This window comes from Chromobacterium piscinae (genome assembly GCF_021129175.1).
Classification (GTDB): Bacteria; Pseudomonadota; Gammaproteobacteria; order Burkholderiales; family Chromobacteriaceae; genus Chromobacterium; species Chromobacterium piscinae.
Genome location: NZ_JAJOHV010000010.1, coordinates 1 through 18,224 on the forward strand (window position 1 = coordinate 1; position 18,224 = coordinate 18,224).

Genomic DNA, 18,224 nt, shown 5'->3' on the forward strand with positions numbered 1-18,224 from the left:
GGCGCGCGGCGACGCGGCCGGCCTCCAGCGCGGCAGCTGTTTCATCGGCGCTCATCGCCGCCTGCTTGGCCAGGTTCTGGCTGCCGGGCCTCACTTTGGCGTGGACGATGGGCAGCGCGGCCACATCGCCGGCCACGCCCACGTCCACCACTTCCAGCCGCGCGTCCAGCGCGCGCGCCAGCACGCAGATGGCGGCGCCGCCGTTGGCGAAGTTGCGCACCATCTCGGTGGTGACCGCCGACGGGAAGGCGGATACGCCTTCCACCGTGACGCCGTGGTCGGCGGCGAACACGGTGATGGCCGGGCGCAGGTCTTCCGGCTGGGCGCGGCCCTGCCAGGCGGCGAAGCGGCAGGCCAGTTCCTCCAGTTGTCCCAGGCTGCCGGGCGGCTTGGTCAGGATGGCCTGACGGGCGCGGGCGGCGTTGCGGGCGGAAAGATCCAGGGGTTTGCTGCTGTTCATGGTATGGGCCTGCTGCGGGAGCGGACGGGGGTCCGGATGATGAATGGGAACCGGCGCGCGGCGTCGGCTGGACTCTAAGCATATTACTGCTTGGCCGGTGCCGCCAAAAGTCCGGCGGGTTATAATCCGCCGATCAACAGGTGTCCGGAGGCGCGCGGTCTGGCGCGCCCGGATGAAACGGGAAGCCGGTGAGAAACCGGCGCTGCCCCCGCAACGGTAAGGCCTGGCGCGCATGCGCCCAGGCGGCGCAAGGGCCACTGTCCTCGGGACGGGAAGGCGCGCCGCCGGCAAGGCCCAGCCCGGAGACCGGCCTGCGCTGCCACTGGCCGGAAACCGGTGGACCACTGGAGTATCGCGGGGAGGCGATCCGACAGGCGTTCCGGTTCTGCCGTGCCGTCCTTTGCTGCTGTTGTCCTCTTCGCACTCAACGTTGACCCTATCGTGGAGTGTGTGTTTCATGTTCAAGCTTCAAACCTGCGCCGCGCTGACGGCGCTGGCCTGTTCTGGCCTGGCCCTGGCCGATGGCGTTCCCCAATTCGCAGGCGATCCGGTGATCGTGACGGCGAGCCGCGTGCCGCAGAGGGTGTCCTCATTGCCGGCCAATGTTACGGTGATCACCGCCGAGGATATTGCGAATAGCACAGCTACGACGGTGCAGGATGTGCTTTCGAACTACGCTGGCGTACACGTATTCAACAGCTCCGGTTCCTCTAGTGGTGCGATGGTGGATCTGCGTGGCTTTGGCATAACGGGCAGTAGTAACACGCTGATTCTGATCGATGGTGTGCGCCAGAACACCAACGATCTGATTGCGCCCAACCTTGGTGCGGTGACGTTGGCCAGTATCGATCATATCGAGATCGTGCGTGGAGTGGGGAGCGTGGCTTACGGTGGCGGTGCCACCGGGGGGGTGATCAACATCATCACCAAGTCTGGCAAGGCTAGTGGCTTGAACGGCAACGTCACGTTGACTGGTGGCAGTTATGATTTGCGCCAACTGGATGCCAGTTTGCACGCAGCTAACCAGTATGTGGCATTTGATGGTTATGTTCAGTCGTTGAAGACAGATAATTACCGGCAAAATAATGCTGAGCGTGACGATAATGCCGGTGCTTCCGTAACACTGAAGCATGACGGTGGCAACATCAAGCTTTTTGCCAAAACTGCTAGTCAGGGGCTGCGTTTGCCGGGGTCGCTGCGTGCAGACCCCGCGCAAGGTTTGAATCCGCTGTCGACAAACCCGACGGCGACGACTTTGCCGAATGACTACACGTCGACAGATACCACCAGCGGTGGCGTGTCTGTGACTCAAGATATTGGAAGTGGGACGCTGTATGCCGATTTTTCTCGTCGTAGCAAGGATGCCCAATCCAGCTACAGTGGCTCTTTGTCACAGAGAAATTTGACTGAGAACACTAGCGCGGTCCGTTATGTTTTGCCGATTGATATTCACGAGGTGACTTTTGGTACCGATTGGCTTAATAGCACTATGAATGTCCAATACCCGAGCAGCCCAGGGTATGGGAGTAATGCGCAGCAAAAGCGGCAGGGATTCTTTCTGGATAGCCAGTGGAAACTGTGGAATGGTGCCACTCTGTCGATGGGAGGGCGTCAGCAACTGGTAAATGATCAGGTCAGTGCTGAGGTTGGCGGCGCTAATCTATCGATAATTCAAACGAATCTGCATGCATGGTCGTTGGGTTTGAAGCAGACACTGGGACGCGGATGGAGTGGCTATGTTCGGGTTGGGCAGAGCTTCCGTTTGGGCAATGCCGATGAGGTGACTGCCACTAACGGTCAGCCTTTAATGCCACAGCAGTCCCGTGACAAAGAAGTTGGGATGGAATGGGTGGGAGATGCAGCAAAGATCAAGACGGCGTTGTTTCGCAATGATTTGACTAACGAAATTGTCTATTTGCCATTTGTCGTGGGGCCATCTGGATATCCGGGTGTCAATATTAACTTGCCGCAGACTCGCCATCAAGGCGTGGAGCTGGAGGGAAGTATTAAACTGAACTCGGCATTCACCGTGAACGGCAACCTGACGTGGACGCAAGCGACTTTCCAGAGCGGTTTTGGATTGACGGGCAAGACCCTGCCCATGGTCCCCAAGCTGATGGCTAATGCGGGTATGGGCTGGCAGATTAACGATGCCAACAAGCTAGCTGTTAACGCCCAGTACGTGTCGAACCAGATTTATGATAATGATCAGCAGAATCTATTCCCTAACAAGCTGCCTGCTTATACGGTATTAAACACCAAGTACAGTTATCGTTACGATAAGCGTTTCTCTGGCGCTATTAGTGTGAATAATCTGCTGGATAAGCGTTATGCCAGCTATGGCGGAGTGGATATTTACAGCGGTAGTCCAACAGCTACGTATCTGTATCCCGCGAATGGCCGCAATTTCCAAGCTGCGGTTACTTACGAGTTCTGACAAATGCCCCACCTCATCACCGGCGGCGCCCGCAGCGGCAAGAGCCGCCATGCCGAAGACCTGGCCCGCCGGCATGGCGGACCGGTGTGTTATCTGGCCACCGCCGAGGTGCGCGACGCCGAGTTCGCGCGCCGGGTGGCGCTTCACCGCGCGCAGCGGCCTGCACACTGGCGCGTGGCCGAGGCCGGGCGCGGGTTGGCGGCCATCATCGCGGCCCACGACGCGCCGGACGGCTTGCTGCTGATCGACTGCCTGGGCATGTGGCTGATGCGTTTCTTCGGCGAGGCCGGTTTCGACGCGGCCGAGTACGAGTCGGAATGCGACGCCTTGCTGGCGGCGCTGGATGGCGCAAGCGGCGAGGTCTTGCTGGTGTCTAATGAAGTGGGCTGGGGCGTGGTGGCGGGCGATGCCGAAACCCGCCGCTTTGTCGACGAACTGGGCCGGCTGAACCAGCTGGCGGCGTCGCATTGCGGCCAGGTGACGCTGGTGGCCTGCGGCTTGCCGCTGGTGTTGAAGGAGGCTGGAGCATGAGGCGGGCGCTGATCGGCTGGTGCCTGCTGATGGCGGCGGCGCGCGCCGGCGCGGCGATCCAGGTCGAGGACGGCGCCGGCAAGGCCGTGGCGCTGGACCGGCCGGCGGCGCGCATCGTCAGCTTGGTGCCGCACGCCACCGAGCTGCTGTTCGCCGCCGGCGCCGGCGGCAAGGTGGTGGCCACTGTCGATTACAGCGACCACCCGGAAGCGGCGAAGAAGCTGCCGCGCGTCGGCGGCTTCACCGGCTTCAGCCTGGAGGCGGTGCTGCGGCAGAAGCCCGATCTGGTGGTGGCCTGGCAGGACGGCGGCACGCCGCGCGAGCTGGAACGGCTGCGGCGCATGGGCGTGCCGGTGTTCATCAGCCATCCGTTGCAGCCGGACGACGTGGCGCAGGAAATCGTCAAGTTGGGCAAGCTGGCCGGCACCGACGCCGCCGCGTCTCAGGCGGCCGTGGCTTATCGCCAGCGGCTGGCGGCGCTGCGGCAGCGCTACGGCGGCCGCGCGCCGGTGCGGGTGTTCTATCAGCTGAGCCAGACCCCCATCTTCACCGTCAGCGGCAAGAGCTATATCGACGCGCTGATCCGCGTCTGCGGCGGGGTGAATGTATTCGCCGACCTGCCCTTGCCGGCGCCGCAGGTGTCGACCGCCGCCGTGGTGGCGGCGCAGCCGCAGGCCATCGTGGCCGGAGACGACGCCGCGCTGGCGAAGTGGAAGCGCTGGCAGGCCCTGCCGGCGGTGGCGAACGGCGCGCTGCTGGCCCTGCCCGGCGACGCCATCACCATCCCCGGACCGAGGCTGGTGGACGGCGCAGACCAGCTGTGTGCCCGGCTGGACACAGCGCGGCAGCGGCTGGGTTTGACGCCCAAGTAGCCGCCCGTTATCCTCGCCGCCATGGACAATGAACTGGAATACCTCGAATCCCGCGTCGCGGCGCTGATCGCCCGCATCCGGGAACTGGAAGTCCAGAACGGCCGGTTCGCCGAGGCGCTGTCCGAAGCGCTGAAGGAGAACGCCGAGCTGAACTTCCGCGTCAACGAAACCCGCAGTCGGGTGGCGGCCCTGGCGGCGCGCCTGCCCGCCGCGCCGGAGAATGAGCAATGAGCGACGTGGTTCAGGTCGAGATCGAGCTGCTGGGCAGGCACTTCACCATCGGCACGCCGCAGGACGAGCAGGAAACCCTGCTGGAAGCGGTGCGCCTGCTGGAAGGCAAAATTTCCACCATTCAGCAGCACGGCAAGGTGATGGACACCGACAAGATCGCCATCATGGCCGCGCTCAACATCGCCCATGATCTTCTGAAGACAAAAGTCGGCGAGGGCTTGGAGATGGCGGCGTTTCAGCGTAAAATACGCAACATGGGCGAGGCGGCCGATCAGGCGCTTCGTCAGAACCAGCAGCCGCTGTTTTGAGTTAAGCGGCGCTGGCGCACCAAAGGTCAGTTTATCCCCTGCGGTGTTCGTGAAGGCGCACAATTCCTTTGTACCAATGCGTTCGCTTTTGGCTGCCAGCGTGAGACATGGGCGTGCCGCGTTCCCTAGTGAATGCGCCCGAAATGTTTGGCAGGCGGCCCCTCCTGGAAACAGGGTACAAGCGAATTTAGCCCGAACGACACTCGCGGGGGTTCCCCCTCCAACATGACCGTATCTTCCCCCGCAATCGACAAGACGGCGCTGCGCCGCCAGCTTCGCCGCGCCCGCATTGCGCTGCCGCCGGCCTATCGCGCCGCCGCTGCGCGCGCGATCGCCCGCCACGCCTCTGGTCTATTGGGACGCGGCAAGCGCGTCGGCAGCTATCTCGCCGCCGGCTCCGAGCTTGACCTGGCCGAAGTGATGAACGCGGCGCTATGGCGCGGCGCGGTGGTCTATTTGCCGCAGATTCCGCGGCGGGGCCGCCGGCTGTGGTTTACCCGGCTGGGCGCCGCCGACCGCTGGTATCTGCATCCCCGTTACCGCATCCTGGAGTACGCCGGCGCGAGGCTGCGCGCCGAACGGCTAGACGTGGTGTTCGTGCCCTTGCTGGGCGTGGATAGGGACGGCTACCGGATGGGGCAGGGAGGCGGCTTCTACGACAGCACGCTGGCTTTCCGCCGCCGGCACGCCTTGAGCGGCAAACCGCTGCTGGTGGGCGTGGCTTTCGATTGCCAGCTGGTGGACGCGGTGCCGCGCGAGGCGTGGGACGTGAGGCTGGACTGGCTGTTGACCGAATCCGGCCTGCGCCGCCTGCCGTTGCGGAGCGCGCGCGCATGATCCTGCTGCTGTTGCTGCCCTTGCTGGCGGCCTGCCTGCTGGGTCGGCTGGCCTGGTGGTGGTGGCTGCCTTACGCGGTGATGGCCGCGCCCACGCTGTTGGCCTATTGGCTGGACAAGCGCGCGGCGCTGCGCGGCCAGTGGCGCATCCCGGAGGCCAGGCTGCAATGGCTGCACTTAGCCGGCGGCTGGCCCGCCGCCTGGCTCGCCCAGCGCGCTTTCCGCCACAAGACCCGCAAGCAGCCGTTCCTGGCCTGGTACTGGCTCGGCGCGTTGGCCAATGCGGCCTTGCCGCTGGGCTGGCTATGGGTCAAGGGCCGCTGAGCAGGCTTGGGGCGGCTGACAAAAATCAGTTTCACGCCTGAGGCCAGGCGGGCCGACCCAGTCTGCGCTTGAGTGCGGCAAGCCGGCGCAACGCAGCATCAGGAATTTGTCAGCCACGCTTAGCGCCAGCCGCGGCGAGGGCCGAAGTCGTAGTAGTATGTTGGCGCCGCCGGCACTACCACGGCGGGGCGCACCACCATCGGCGCCACCGCGACGCGCGGCGGCTCCACCACGCAGCCGGCCAAGCTGCTGATTGCCACGGCGGCCAGAATCCATTGTTTCATTTTCGCGCTCCTGCGATGCGGGACAGCATGCCTGTCCCGTTACCGCCAGCATACGAAGCAATCTTTCCAGTAAGATTGAGCAAGTCTTTCCCCATCCACTCAGCGATTAACAGATATTGCCCATGCGCTATTGGCTGATGAAGTCCGAACCGGACGAAACCTCGATAGACCATCTGGCCGCCGAACCCGCGCGGCTGTTCGAATGGACCGGCGTGCGCAATTACCAGGCGCGCAATTTCATGCGCGACGACATGCATCCCGGCGATCTGCTGCTGTTCTGGCATTCGTCCTGCCCGGAGCCCGGCATCGCCGGCATCGCCGAAGTGGCGGCCGCCGCGCATGCGGATTCCAGCCAGTTCGATCCCGCCAGCCCCTACCACGATGCCAAGTCCGACCCCGCCGATCCGCGCTGGCTGTGCGTGGACGTGCGCTTTGTCCGCAAGACGCGGCTGCTGCCGCCGGCCGAGCTGCGCCGGCATCCGCCGCTGGAAAACATGACGGTGCTCAAGCGCGGCAATCGTTTGTCGATCACGCCGGTGACGGCGGAAGAGTGGGCGTACCTGATGGACTTGCTTGACGTGAGCCTGCCGCGCTGATGCTTGGCGCACGAATATTCCTGTGTAATATTTTGGCGTTTCCATCCCGGGATGCGCCATGTCTTCCATCGAACTGCGCAATCAACGCATAGATTGCCTGCGCGGCCTCGCCATCGGCTGCGTGCTGCTACTGCACTTCATGCTGGCTTATGGCCTCAAGGACAGCCTTTTGGGCAGCCTGCTGTCGGCGTCCTTGCTGGGCGCGCTGGCGCGCAACGGCAATTACGGCGTGACGATGTTCTTCGTCGTGTCCGGCTTCCTGATCGTGTCGCAGTCGCTGCGGCGCTGGGGCAGTTTGCCGGCCATCGACATCCGCGCTTTTTACGTGCAGCGCTTCGCCCGCATCATGCCCTTGTTGTTGCCGACGCTGGCGCTCATCGTCGCGCTGGGTAGCCTGGGCCTGCCCCATTTCAGCAATACCGACGGCGGCCACCATCTGCCGGCTTTGTACTTTTGGCTGGCGGCCGGCTCGGTGCTGACCTTCTGGCACAACCTGCTGATGCAGTCGGTCGGCTATTTCAACTATTGCCTGAATGTTTATTGGTCGCTGTCGGTGGAGGAGGTGTTCTACCTGGCGCTGCCGCTGCTGTGCCTCGCGCTGAGGCGGACCTGGCTGCTGGCGGCGGTCTGCCTGCTGCTGATCGTCGCCGGGCCGGTTTACCGGGCGGCGCATCTCGACAATGAAATCGATTACTTGTACGGCAATCTGGCCTGCTTCGACGCCATCGCCATCGGTTGTCTGGCCGCCTTGGCCGCCCATCGGGTCCGGCTGGCCGACGGCCGGGCCCGGCTGCTGCGCTGGGCGGGTTTGCTGATGCTGGGCGGGGTGTATCTGCGGGGCATCGCCGGCAACCAGGTGTTCGGCTTCAGCTGGGTGGCGCTGGCCAGCGCGGCATTCCTGCTGGGAGCGTCGCGCGCGCCGTGGCTGGATGGCTGGCGCGAGCGGGCGACGCGTCCGCTGCGCTGGCTGGGGCGGCACAGTTATGAGTTGTACTTGCTGCATATCGTGATGCTGGCCGGCTTGCGCAATCTGCTGCCTAAGGGAAGCATCGGTTATTGGGAGCGCCTGCCGCTGTTGTGCGCGTTTGTGGCGGCGTCGGCGTTATTGGCGTATTTGGCCGCTCGCTATTGGTCGGAGCCATGCAATCGGGCGATCCGCCGGCGCTGGCTCGGCCGCCGCGGCGAGGATAACGCGCGCTTAAGCGCGGAGTGGGGGAGTTTTTGGCATGATGGAAGCCGATATCGGTAAAAGGAGCGGGCATGTTGTCGATTGAGCTTTGGGCCGCGTTGCTGGCCTGCGGAGCGGTGGCCGGTTTTCTGGCCGGCCTGCTGGGCGTGGGCGGCGGCCTGATCATCGTGCCGGTGGTGTTGGCGGTGCTGTCCGCCGCGCGTCTGGGAGGCGAGCACGCCCAGCATCTGGCGGTGGGCACCTCGCTGGCGGTGATGGTGTTCACCAGCCTGTCCAGCGTGCGCGCGCACCACAAGAAGGGCGCGGTGGACTGGCGCATCGTGCGCGGCATGGCGCCGGCGATGGTGGCGGGCACGCTGCTGGGCAGTCTGATCGCCGGCTGGATTTCCGGCCTGGCGCTGCGCTGGTTCTTCGTGATCTACGCCTATGCGGTGGCGCTGCAGATGCTGGCCGGACGCCAGCCCAAAGGCGGGCGGGGCGTGCCGGGCTGGGCCGGACAAGGGGCCGCCGGTAGCGTTATCGGCATGATTTCCAGCTGGGTGGGAATTGGCGGCGGCTCGATGAGCGTGCCTTTCATGAGCTGGTGCAATGTGCCGGTGCATACCGCCATCGCCACCAGCGCGGCGCTGGGCTGGCCCATCGCCGTGTCCGGCGCGGTCGGCTACTTGTACAGCGGCTGGGGCGCGCCGGGATTGCCGCCTGGGGCCATGGGTTTCGTCTACCTGCCGGCGATGCTGGCGCTGATGTTGATGACTGTGCTGCTGGCGCCGGTCGGCGCGAAGGCCGCGCATCGGCTGCCGGTGTCCAAATTGAAAAAAGCTTTCGCAGTGCTGATGGCGGCGATGGCCAGCGAGATGCTGTACAGCCTGTTGCGCGGCTGAGTCCTGCTGCAACCTTGTCAGCTTGCCTGTGGTCGAATCGGTTTGACCGACAGTGAAAGGACGACGCGTGTTGAGAAGCGCGATTGTGTGCGTGGCGGGGATGCTGGCGGCGGCGCCGGCGGCTTTCGCCTACAGCGACGAGGCCAGGCTGCCTTTTGCCGGCAAGCCGGGCGAGCTGCCGCTGGAGGTGGCGCTGCGTTTCGCCAAAAACCGGCTGGGAGAGGATGGCCGTTTCGAGTACGCCACGCTGAAGGCGATCCAGACCAGCCAGCCGGAGGCGTTCGACCGGGCCGGCATCACGCTGATTCGCGAAGGGCTGATGGACGACAGCGTCAAGGGCGTGCGCCAACGCTTCGAGCTCAGCCGCGAGGAGAATGTCTGGACGCTGCGCGCGGTGAAGGAGGACTTCTCCTGCTGGCGCGGGCGCAAGGGCTGGGGGCTCAAGCCCTGCCCTTGAGGCGGCGCGCGCCAAGCATTTGTTTTTTGGGTCTTATCGCCGACGCGAAGACGCCGTTATAATGGGGCAATCATTTTGCGGACGGGCTGACCGGATGCATGCGCGCGGATCGCGCCCCGGGCAGCCCGCCTTTTGTATTTCAGAGTCCAGACAAAGATCGCCATGCAAGAACAATACAGCCCGCGGGCGGTAGAAGCCGCCGCCCAACAGAAATGGCAGAAGACTGCCGCCTTCAAGGCCGTGGAAGACGCGTCGCGTCCCAAGTACTACGCGCTGTCGATGTTCCCGTATCCGTCCGGCAAGCTGCACATGGGCCACGTGCGCAACTACACCATCACCGACGTGCTGGCCCGCTTCAAGCGCCTGCAGGGCTTCAACGTGCTGCAGCCCATGGGTTGGGACGCCTTCGGCCTGCCGGCCGAGAACGCGGCGATGAAGAACGGCGGCGCGCCGGCGGCGTGGACCTACGCCAACATCGAATATATGAAGACCCAGCTGGACAGCCTGGGCTTCGCGCTGGACTGGGAACGCGAGCTGGCCACCTGCAAGCCGGACTACTACCGCTGGGAGCAGTGGCTGTTCACCCGTCTGTTCGAGAAAGGTGTGATCTACAAGAAGAACGGCGTGGTCAACTGGGACCCGGTGGATCAGACCGTGCTGGCCAACGAGCAAGTGGTGGACGGCCGCGGCTGGCGTTCGGGCGCGCTGGTGGAAAAGCGCGAAATCCCAATGTACTACTTCCGCATCACAGACTACGCCGAACAGCTGCTGGCGGATCTGGACAAGCTTGACGGCTGGCCGGAGCAGGTCAAGACCATGCAGCGCAACTGGATCGGCAAGAGCTATGGCTCCGACGTGGTGTTCCCGTACGACGAGGCCAGCATCGGCCACGCGGGCGAATTGAAGGTCTACACCACCCGTCCGGACACGCTGATGGGCGCCACCTACGTCGCCGTCGCCGCCGAGCACCCGCTGGCCACCCAGGCCGCCGCGAATCATCCTGAACTGCAGGCCTTCATCGCCGAGTGCAAGGCGGGCTCCGTCGCCGAGGCCGACATGGCCAAGATGGAAAAGAAGGGCATGGACACCGGCCTGTCCGTCATCCACCCGCTGACTGGCGACAAGCTGCCGGTATGGGTGGCCAACTATGTGCTGTGGGGCTACGGCGAAGGCGCGGTGATGGCCGTGCCGGCGCACGACGAGCGCGATTTCGAGTTCGCCAACAAATACAAACTGCCGATCAAGCAGGTGATCGCGCGAGTGTCCGGCGACGGCGAATACGACGCGGCCAACTGGCAGGAGTGGTATGGCGCCAAGGATGAAACCGTGAAGACGGTCAATTCCGGCAAGTACGACGGCCTGGGCTATCAGGCGGCGTTCGACGCCATCATCGGCGACCTGCAAGCCAAGAACCACGGCCAGAAGAAAACCCAGTACCGCCTGCGCGATTGGGGCATCTCCCGCCAGCGCTACTGGGGCTGCCCGATCCCGATCATCCACTGCCCGAGCTGCGGCGACGTGCCGGTGCCGGAAAAAGACCTGCCGGTGACGCTGCCGGAAAACGTGCACCCGGACGGTGCCGGCTCTCCGCTGGCCAGGATGCCGGAATTCTACGAAACGTCCTGCCCGAAATGCGGCGGCGCGGCCAAGCGTGAAACCGACACCATGGATACCTTCGTGGAGTCCAGCTGGTACTACGCCCGCTACGCCAGCCCGAAGTGCGACACCGCGATGGTGGACAAGAAGGCCGCCGATTACTGGCTGCAGGTCGATCAATACGTGGGCGGCATCGAACACGCCATCCTGCACCTGCTGTACGCGCGTTTCTTCCACAAGCTGATGCGCGACGAGGGCCTGGTGTCGTCGGATGAGCCGTTCAAGAGCCTGCTGACCCAGGGCATGGTGATCTGCGAAACCTTCTATCGCGACCTGCCTAACGGTTCCAAGGACTGGATCGCGCCGCAGGACGTGGACCTTACGCGCGACGCCAAGGGCAAGATCGTGTCCGCCACCCATCGCGTCGACGGCCAGCCGGTAGTGGTGGGCGGCATCGAGAAGATGTCCAAGTCCAAGAACAATGGCGTGGATCCGCAGGAATTCATCGAGAAATACGGCGCCGACACCGCGCGCCTGTTCATGATGTTCGCCGCCCCGCCGGAGCAGAGCCTGGAGTGGTCCGACGCCGGCGTGGAGGGCGCGTTCCGCTTCCTGAAGCGTCTGTGGAAGAGCGCGCGCGAACACGTCGAAGCCGGCGTGGTGGCGCCGTACGCCTCGGGCGAGCTGAACGCCAGCCAGAAGGAGCTGCGCTTCAAGCTGCACGGCACCATCCAGAAAGTGGCCGACGACTACGGCCGCCGCCAGCAATTCAACACCGCCATCGCCGCGGTGATGGAGCTGTTGAACGCCTACGACAAGGCCGACACCTCGGGCGAGACCGGCCGCGCCGTGGCGCAGGAAGTGCTGGAAGCCGCCACCCTGCTGCTGTCGCCCATCGTGCCGCACGTCTGCGACGGCATCTGGAACGAGCTGAAGCCGGGCACCGAGCTGCTGGACCAGTCCTGGCCCAAGGTTGACGAGAGCGCGCTGGTGAAGAGCGAGATCGAGCTGATGGTGCAGGTGGCGGGCAAGCTGCGCGGCAGCGTGACCGTCGCCGCCGACGCCGCCAAGGACGCGATCGAAGCTGCCGCGCTGGCGCATGAGAACGTGATCAAGTTCATGGAAGGCAAGCCGGCCAAGAAGATCATCGTGGTGCCGGGCCGCCTGGTGAACATCGTCGTCTAGCGATTGGATCGGCCTGTGGCGCTATTTGGCCCCACGGGTTGTCAGCCATGCTAGGACCGATATCGGATACGCGGCGCGGGGCGGTTTGTCCTGCGCCGTTTTTGCCTGGCGGATCATCCGCCATGGGGGATGCAATGAAACACTCTCTGAGATTCGCGCTGTTGGCCGGTTTCGCGCTGTTGCTGACCGCCTGCGGCTTCCATTTGCGCGGCCTGGGCGGCCCGCTCAAGCCGCTGCCGTTCTCCACGCTGTATCTGGAAACGGGGACTAACGCCATCGGCGGGGATCTGCGCACCGTGTTCGCGCGCGATCCGAAGCTGACGATGATGTCCGAGCCCAAGGGCGCGCAGGCGGTGGTGAGCGTGGTCAGCGAGAACCAGTCCAAGGACATCCTGACCATCAACACTGGCGGCCGCATCAACGAGTACCAGCTGACCTATACCGTGGTGGTTCGCACGGTGATCGGCGGGGTGCCGGTCGATCCGGACATGGTGGTGACTGTGCGCCGCAGCCTGAATTACTCGGACAACCAGGTGCTGGGCAAGCAGCAGGAGGAAGACCTGCTGTGGGCCGACGCGCGCCGCGACGCCGCCGAGCAAGTGGTGCGCCGGCTGGCTTACCTGAAGGTGCCAGCCGCGCCGTTGGCCGGTCCTGCAAGCGTGAAGCCCGATGCCGTCCCTCAGCCCTGACGCGCTGAACGCGGGGCTGGCCAAGGGGCTGGCGCCGCTGTACCTGGTGCATGGCGAAGAGGCGCTGCTGGCGCTGGAGGCGGCCGACGCCGTCCGCGGCGCCGCGCGCGCCGCCGGCTACCTGGAGCGCGAGGTGCTGACGGTGGAAAGCGGCTTCGATTGGTCGCAATTGACTGACTCGATGTCCAGCGTGTCGCTGTTCGCTTCGCTGAAACTGCTGGAAATCCGCATTCCCGGCGGCAAGCCGGGCATCGAGGGCGCGGAAGCGCTGCAGCGCCTCGCCGCCGCTCCGCCGCAAGACACGGTGACCCTGATCACGCTGCCCAAGCTGGATAAGGCGCAGCAGCAGAGCAAGTGGTTCACCGCGCTGGACAAGATCGCCCAGGTGGTGGAGGCGCGTCCGGTGGGCCGCGCCGAGCTGCCGGGCTGGATTGCCCGCCGGCTGAAGGCCCAGGGCCAGCAGTTGGGCGCGGAGGCGTTGGCGTTCTTCGTCGACCGGGTGGAAGGCAATCTGCTGGCCGCGCGGCAGGAAGTGGACAAGCTGGCGCTGCTCTATCCCAAGGGCGAGCTGAGCCTGGACGATCTGCAGGCGGCGGTGGCCAATGTCGCCCGCTTCGACGTGTTCCAGCTGTCCGAGGCCTGGCTGTCCGGCGACACGCCCAGGCTGACGCGGATGCTGGACGGGCTGATGGCCGAAGGCGAGGCGCCGGTGCTGGTGTTGTGGTCGCTGGCCGAAGACGTGCGCATGCTGCTCAAGCTGCGCCAGGGGCTGAAAGACGGCCGCCAGGCACGCGACATGGCCCGCGAGCTCAGGCTGTGGGGCGAGAAGCAGAAGCTGGCAGAGCCGGCGCTGCGCCGCATCGGCCCGCGCAAGCTGATGGCCGCCTTGTCCGAGTGCGCGCGCATCGACCGCCAGATCAAAGGCGTCGAGCCGGGCGAGCCTTGGCAGACCATGCGGGCGCTGGCGACCAGGCTGGCCGCCTAGGGGGATTTCCCGATCACAAACGGACCGCATGCGGTCCGTTTTTTCATGCGCGCATGCAGGCAGAGTTTGGCTTCGCGGCAGAGGCCAGAGCGAGGCTGGCGAGTGGAAGAGCCAGTCCTGCCAATCCGGCGGCCAACAGGCTAGTCTGCTCCAAGACGCCGCCATGGCTGAGCAATATTCCCGCCAGCCAGGCTCCCAGCGCATTGCCCAGATTGAAAGCGCCGACGTTGAAGGCGGATGCCTGGACCGCGGCGTCTCCTGCCAGCCGTATCGCCAATGTCTGCAGCAGCATGCACAGGGCGAAAGCCAGGGCGCCCCATAGCGTCATCAGCGCCAGCGCGAAGGGCAGGCGCGCGGCGAGCAGGCAGAACGCGATCAGGCTGGCGCATAGCAGCGCCAGGGTCAGGAGCAGCGCCTTGTCGAGCTGCCCGTCAGCCAGCCGTCCGCCTATCCAGCCGCCCGCCACCAGTCCCACGCCGCAGAGCAGCAAGGCCGCGCTGGACCGTTCAGGGGGCAGGCCGCTGACTTGGGATAGCGTCGGCAGCAAATAAGTGAAGAAAGCGAACATGCTGGCGGCGGCCAGCACGCTGGCGAGCAGCGCCGGCCAGACCCGCCCCGGCAAATGCGCTTGCGGTTTGCCGTCAGTCCTGTCTCCCGTGTGGGTCGGCAGCAGCGCGCGGATCAGCAGCAAGGTGATGAAGCCCAGCGCCGCCACCGCGGCGAAGCTGGCGCGCCAGCCAGCCCATTGGCCGATCAGGGTCCCGGCTGGAACCCCCTGCACATTGGCCAGCGTCATGCCGCTGAACATCAGCGCCATCGCCCGGCCGGGGCCAGCCGCGCCGCCATCACCGCCGCCGCGCCGATGAGGCTGGCGTGGCAGAAGGCCGTGAAGATCCGCGCTAACAGCAGCGACCACAGGCCGGGCGCCAGCAGGCAGGCCAGATTCCCGACAATGAAGATCAGCATCAGGCCGCTCAGCGCGCGCTTTTCTTCGAGGCGGGCCATTAGGCCGGCCAGCAACGGGCCGCCGGCCACTACGCCCAGCGCGTAGCCGGAAACCAGATAGCCGGCGCTGGGCAAGTCGACGCGCAGATCGGCGGCGATGAGCGGCAATAGACCCATGATGACGAATTCGGCGGTGCCGATGGCGAAAGCCGCGGCCGCCAGCGTCAACAAGGCGGGGCTCAACAAGCGGGGTGAGGACATGGCGATACCTGGATGAAGGAAAGGCTCCAGCCTAACCGTCCGTCTCGGCTGGAAACAGTTGGCGGCCGCTCCGCACTGTGTGGAGCTGCTTGGCATGAATGGCGCTACACTTTCCGCTCTGGAAAGGGGGGAGTGTGCTGGCTTCAATGAGTGATCTGGCAGTGTTCATCGCCGTGGCCGAGCAAGGCAGCTTTGTCGGCGCGGGACGGAGTCTGGGGGTATCGGCATCGGCTGTGGGCAAGCGCGTCAGCCGGCTGGAGGCCGAGCTGGGCGCGCGTCTTCTGCAGCGCAGCACCCGCGCGCTGGCGCTGACGGCGGAGGGTGAGACGGTGCTGAGCCGGGGGCGGCGCATGCTGGAGGAGGCCGCGGCGATGCGCGCGGATCTGGAGCGGGCGGGATGCCTGCCCGAGGGCGTACTGCGCTTGAGCCTGCCGCCCGTGGGCGGCGTGATGATGGCGGAACTGGCGGCATTCCAGCTGCGTTATCCCGAGGTGGCGCTGGAGCTGGATTACAGCGAACGCAATGTGGACATCATCGAGGAAGGCTTCGATGCGGCCATCCGGGTAGGCGCGGGCGACGACAGCAAGCTGCGCAGCCTGGTCTTGCCGGGATTCCGCCGCCTCATCGTCGCCGCGCCGGATTACCTGGCCCGCCACGGCTCGCCAAAGACCCCGGAGCGGCTGGCGGACCATCGTTTGATTCATTACCGCTCGCCCAATAGCGGCAAATTGGAAGCGTGGCCCTTGGTCGATGCCGAACTGCCGCGCGCGCTGGTGTGCAATAGCGTGCACGCGCGGCTGGAATTCGCGTTGCAGGGGCAGGGTATTGCCTGTCTGCCGGATATTTCCATCCGACGGGAGCTGGACGATGGCAGCTTGCTGCCATTATTGAGCAGTGAAAACGGCGAACTCATCGCGTTGCGGCTGCTTTGGCCATCATCGCGGGGCCTGTCCGCCCGGCTGAAAGCCTTTCTGGACTTCATGCATGGCCAGGTTTCTAGCGATTGTGGATAAAGTTTAAAATCCGGCAAGGCTGTGGATAAGCGGGATGGCAAGCAGGCGCCCGCGGATCTGCGGAACAGAAGCGCATCCGGCTTGCTAAGTTTAAAACGTTGCTTTGTCGGCGGAGGAGAACGCATGAGCGGAATGCGCGATTGGACAGGCGGGCGATTCCACTATGCCTGGATCGCCGTCGCCGTCACTTTCCTGGTGATGTTGACTACCGCGGCCATCCGCGCCGCGCCCAGCGTGATGATGGTGCCGCTGGAGCGCGAGTTCGGCTGGAGCCGCTCGGCCATTTCGCTGGCCTTGTCGATCAATCTGGCGCTGTTCGGCCTGATGGGGCCGTTCGCGGCTGCGGCGATGCTGCGCTTCGGCCTCAGACGCACGGTGCTGTGCGCGCTGGCGCTGCTGGCCGGCAGCGTGGCCTTGTCCACGCTGATGCGCAGCAACTGGCAGCTGCAGCTGCTGTGGGGCGTGATGGTCGGCTGCGCCACCGGCGCCACGGCGATGACGCTGGGGGCGTCGGTGGTCAACCGCTGGTTCGTCCATCACCGCGGCTTGGCGATGGGCTTGCTGACCGCCAGCTCGGCCACTGGCCAGCTGGTGTTCCTGCCGCTGATGGCCTGGCTGACCGGGCAGCATGGCTGGCGCGGCACGGTGTGGCTGATCGCCGGCTGCATCGTCTGCGTGTTTCCGCTAGCGTGGCTGTTGCTGCCGGAGCGGCCGGCCAGCATCGGCCTGCGCCCGCTGGGCGAGCCGGAAAACGCGCCGCCGCCCGCGGCCGTGCATCACAATCCCATCGTTATCGCCTTCGGCGCGCTGAAAACCGCCAGCCGATCCGGCGATTTCTGGTTGCTGTTCGGCAGTTTCTTCGTTTGCGGCGCCAGCACCAACGGCTATATCGGCACCCATTTCATCGCCATGTGCGGCGATTACGGGTTGACGCCGGTGCGCGGCGCCAGCCTGCTGGCGGCGATGGGCATGTTCGACCTGCTGGGCACCACGCTGTCCGGCTGGCTGTCCGACCGCTTCGCGCCGCAGGCGCTGTTGTTCGTCTATTACGGCCTGCGCGGGCTGGCGCTGCTGTACCTGCCGCATGCCTTCGGGCTGGAGTACTTCTACGGCCTGCCGCTGTTCGCCCTGTTCTACGGTCTGGATTGGGTGGCGACGGTGCCGCCGACGGTGAAGCTGACCACCGGCGTGTTCGGCAGCGAGCAGGCGCCGGTGGTGTTCGGCTGGATCGTCGCCGGCCACCAGTTGGGCGCCGCGTTCGCCGCGCTGGGCGCGGGCATGCTGCGCAACAGTCTGGGCAGCTACACCGTGGCGACGATGATTTCCGGCGCCTTGTGCCTGCTTGCCGCGGCGATGGTGCTGCGCATCCGCATCGAGCGCCATCGGCCGGCGCAGGTCTGAGCTGGGCTTTCTGCGCGGATAAGGTTTTCAGTTTTGCGTTACGGCGCAACGGCATATATTGGGGTCACGGCGATTTGGAGATACGCGCGAGGGCGATTGCCGAATAGAGACTGATGCATATCCATCTAAGTAAATACACGTAACAATCAATAAATCATTACTTCAGTTTCAGTTGCGCAGCCATTTTCTTTGCAGAAAAACCGTCCACAGTTTGGCGTTGCAATGCGCTGATATTCAATGGAAATGCAAAGGAAGGATTCTTTGCCAAGCGCTCCTCTGGTTATGTTCTCAATTTATCTGTCCATATCATTTGACGCCATTAAAGTGTGAATTTTTTGCACTGGTTAAAATTAACGCCCATTTCCTGTCCTTTTTGCCTTATTTTTTTCGGTAAAATTTTAGTTAGAAATAATTCTGGCTTTAGCAAATAGATGACCGATTTTGTCTGTGCAGGCAATGCTTGGCTACATTTCCGCTTGGTGGCAGCCGAGCGGCCGATTTGGCCGATGCCGAGCCTTGACTCTCAGACGCTTCTCATTCCTTGGCCTATGCGCCGCTCCTCCCGATTCCCGCTGTCCGGCTTGCGTCGACATTTCTTTGCCATTTGCTTCGCCGATTTGCGGCATGCCGCATGGACGCGAATGGCGGGCGATTGGATCGCGCAGAAAAAGGAGAGCCATCGCCGCGATGGAAGAGAAGACCAGGCATGACTCATCAATAAAAAAAGGAACGCAAAGTGGCAG

19 protein-coding genes, 1 other RNA gene, 1 pseudogene and 1 riboswitch are annotated in these 18,224 nt (G+C 64.5%); of the genes and pseudogenes, 18 read left to right on the top strand and 3 right to left on the bottom strand.

Translation table 11 applies throughout. The features are described from left to right. On the bottom strand, window positions 1-460 hold a 460-nt coding region (locus LQR33_RS02330), incomplete at its 3' end, for a nicotinate-nucleotide--dimethylbenzimidazole phosphoribosyltransferase (RefSeq protein WP_231467292.1). A gap of 121 nt (window positions 461-581) precedes the next feature. After that, window positions 582-786: riboswitch (cobalamin riboswitch) on the top strand. A gap of 131 nt (window positions 787-917) precedes the next feature. Here LQR33_RS02330 and LQR33_RS02335 point away from each other — a divergent pair. The 8 genes from LQR33_RS02335 (at window position 918) to LQR33_RS02370 (ending at window position 5,999) form a co-directional block, all read left to right on the top strand. Next, on the top strand, window positions 918-2,897 hold the full coding sequence (locus LQR33_RS02335; RefSeq protein ID WP_231467293.1) for a TonB-dependent receptor: 1,980 nt from the start codon (window positions 918-920) through the stop codon (window positions 2,895-2,897). 3 nt (window positions 2,898-2,900) lie between these two features. Beyond that, window positions 2,901-3,428: a bifunctional adenosylcobinamide kinase/adenosylcobinamide-phosphate guanylyltransferase gene (gene cobU, locus LQR33_RS02340; protein WP_231180072.1), complete on the top strand. Its 528-nt coding sequence runs from the start codon at window positions 2,901-2,903 to the stop codon at window positions 3,426-3,428. Next, window positions 3,425-4,300: a cobalamin-binding protein gene (locus tag LQR33_RS02345; protein WP_231467295.1), complete on the top strand. Its 876-nt coding sequence runs from the start codon at window positions 3,425-3,427 to the stop codon at window positions 4,298-4,300. Before cobU ends, LQR33_RS02345 begins: the two co-directional genes overlap by 4 nt. Window positions 4,301-4,321: 21 nt before the next feature. Then, window positions 4,322-4,531, top strand: a complete 210-nt coding sequence (locus LQR33_RS02350) for a hypothetical protein (protein WP_021477212.1) — start codon at window positions 4,322-4,324, stop codon at window positions 4,529-4,531. Next, entirely contained in the window at window positions 4,528-4,839 is a 312-nt protein-coding gene (locus LQR33_RS02355) for a cell division protein ZapA (protein WP_221667048.1), read from the top strand. The genes LQR33_RS02350 and LQR33_RS02355 overlap by 4 nt, the downstream gene beginning before the upstream one ends. Before the next feature lie 32 nt (window positions 4,840-4,871). Continuing rightward, a non-coding RNA gene (gene ssrS, locus LQR33_RS02360) (6S RNA) lies at window positions 4,872-5,055 on the top strand. Between the two features lie 9 nt (window positions 5,056-5,064). Then, the gene (locus LQR33_RS02365) at window positions 5,065-5,676 is read left to right on the top strand and encodes a 5-formyltetrahydrofolate cyclo-ligase (protein WP_166441460.1); all 612 of its coding nucleotides are present in this window, start codon (window positions 5,065-5,067) and stop codon (window positions 5,674-5,676) included. Next, window positions 5,673-5,999 carry a DUF1294 domain-containing protein gene (locus tag LQR33_RS02370; protein ID WP_221667047.1) on the top strand — a complete coding sequence of 109 codons (327 nt, stop codon included), beginning with the start codon at window positions 5,673-5,675 and terminating at the stop codon, window positions 5,997-5,999. The genes LQR33_RS02365 and LQR33_RS02370 overlap by 4 nt, the downstream gene beginning before the upstream one ends. Before the next feature lie 119 nt (window positions 6,000-6,118). On the opposite strand, the gene LQR33_RS02375 is transcribed toward LQR33_RS02370, so the two are convergent. Continuing rightward, window positions 6,119-6,283: a hypothetical protein gene (locus tag LQR33_RS02375; RefSeq protein ID WP_221667046.1), complete on the bottom strand. Its 165-nt coding sequence runs from the start codon at window positions 6,281-6,283 to the stop codon at window positions 6,119-6,121. 122 nt (window positions 6,284-6,405) lie between these two features. On the opposite strand from LQR33_RS02375, the gene LQR33_RS02380 reads away from it, so the two are divergent. The 7 genes from LQR33_RS02380 (at window position 6,406) to holA (ending at window position 13,861) form a co-directional block, all read left to right on the top strand. Further along, a complete protein-coding gene (locus LQR33_RS02380; protein ID WP_221664263.1) occupies window positions 6,406-6,879 on the top strand; it encodes an EVE domain-containing protein in 474 nt (157 codons plus the stop codon). A gap of 58 nt (window positions 6,880-6,937) precedes the next feature. Next, window positions 6,938-8,128: an acyltransferase family protein gene (locus tag LQR33_RS02385; RefSeq protein WP_231467297.1), complete on the top strand. Its 1,191-nt coding sequence runs from the start codon at window positions 6,938-6,940 to the stop codon at window positions 8,126-8,128. An 11-nt stretch (window positions 8,129-8,139) separates the two neighbouring features. After that, window positions 8,140-8,949: a sulfite exporter TauE/SafE family protein gene (locus tag LQR33_RS02390; RefSeq protein ID WP_231467300.1), complete on the top strand. Its 810-nt coding sequence runs from the start codon at window positions 8,140-8,142 to the stop codon at window positions 8,947-8,949. A gap of 70 nt (window positions 8,950-9,019) precedes the next feature. Beyond that, complete coding sequence (locus LQR33_RS02395; RefSeq protein ID WP_231467303.1) at window positions 9,020-9,406, top strand: hypothetical protein; 387 nt, start codon at window positions 9,020-9,022, stop codon at window positions 9,404-9,406. 162 nt (window positions 9,407-9,568) lie between these two features. Beyond that, a complete protein-coding gene (gene leuS / locus LQR33_RS02400) occupies window positions 9,569-12,187 on the top strand; it encodes a leucine--tRNA ligase (protein WP_231180058.1) in 2,619 nt (872 codons plus the stop codon). A gap of 134 nt (window positions 12,188-12,321) precedes the next feature. Next, window positions 12,322-12,876, top strand: a complete 555-nt coding sequence (locus tag LQR33_RS02405; protein WP_166441467.1) for an LPS-assembly lipoprotein LptE — start codon at window positions 12,322-12,324, stop codon at window positions 12,874-12,876. Continuing rightward, a complete protein-coding gene (gene holA / locus LQR33_RS02410) occupies window positions 12,857-13,861 on the top strand; it encodes a DNA polymerase III subunit delta (protein ID WP_231467306.1) in 1,005 nt (334 codons plus the stop codon). Before LQR33_RS02405 ends, holA begins: the two co-directional genes overlap by 20 nt. Before the next feature lie 43 nt (window positions 13,862-13,904). On the opposite strand, the pseudogene LQR33_RS02415 reads toward holA, so the two are convergent. Beyond that, window positions 13,905-15,163, bottom strand: a pseudogene (locus LQR33_RS02415) (MFS transporter). A gap of 50 nt (window positions 15,164-15,213) precedes the next feature. Between LQR33_RS02415 and LQR33_RS02420 the strand changes: the two are divergent. From LQR33_RS02420 to LQR33_RS02430, 3 genes are all read left to right on the top strand, one after another. Continuing rightward, window positions 15,214-16,080, top strand: a complete 867-nt coding sequence (locus LQR33_RS02420; RefSeq protein WP_231467309.1) for a LysR family transcriptional regulator — start codon at window positions 15,214-15,216, stop codon at window positions 16,078-16,080. Between the two features lie 123 nt (window positions 16,081-16,203). Continuing rightward, window positions 16,204-17,481 (top strand): MFS transporter, encoded by a 1,278-nt coding sequence (locus LQR33_RS02425; RefSeq protein WP_221664256.1) that lies wholly within the window; start codon window positions 16,204-16,206, stop codon window positions 17,479-17,481. Window positions 17,482-17,912: 431 nt separating this feature from the next. Then, window positions 17,913-18,191, top strand: a complete 279-nt coding sequence (locus LQR33_RS02430; protein WP_166441470.1) for a hypothetical protein — start codon at window positions 17,913-17,915, stop codon at window positions 18,189-18,191. Window positions 18,192-18,224: the final 33 nt, after the last annotated feature.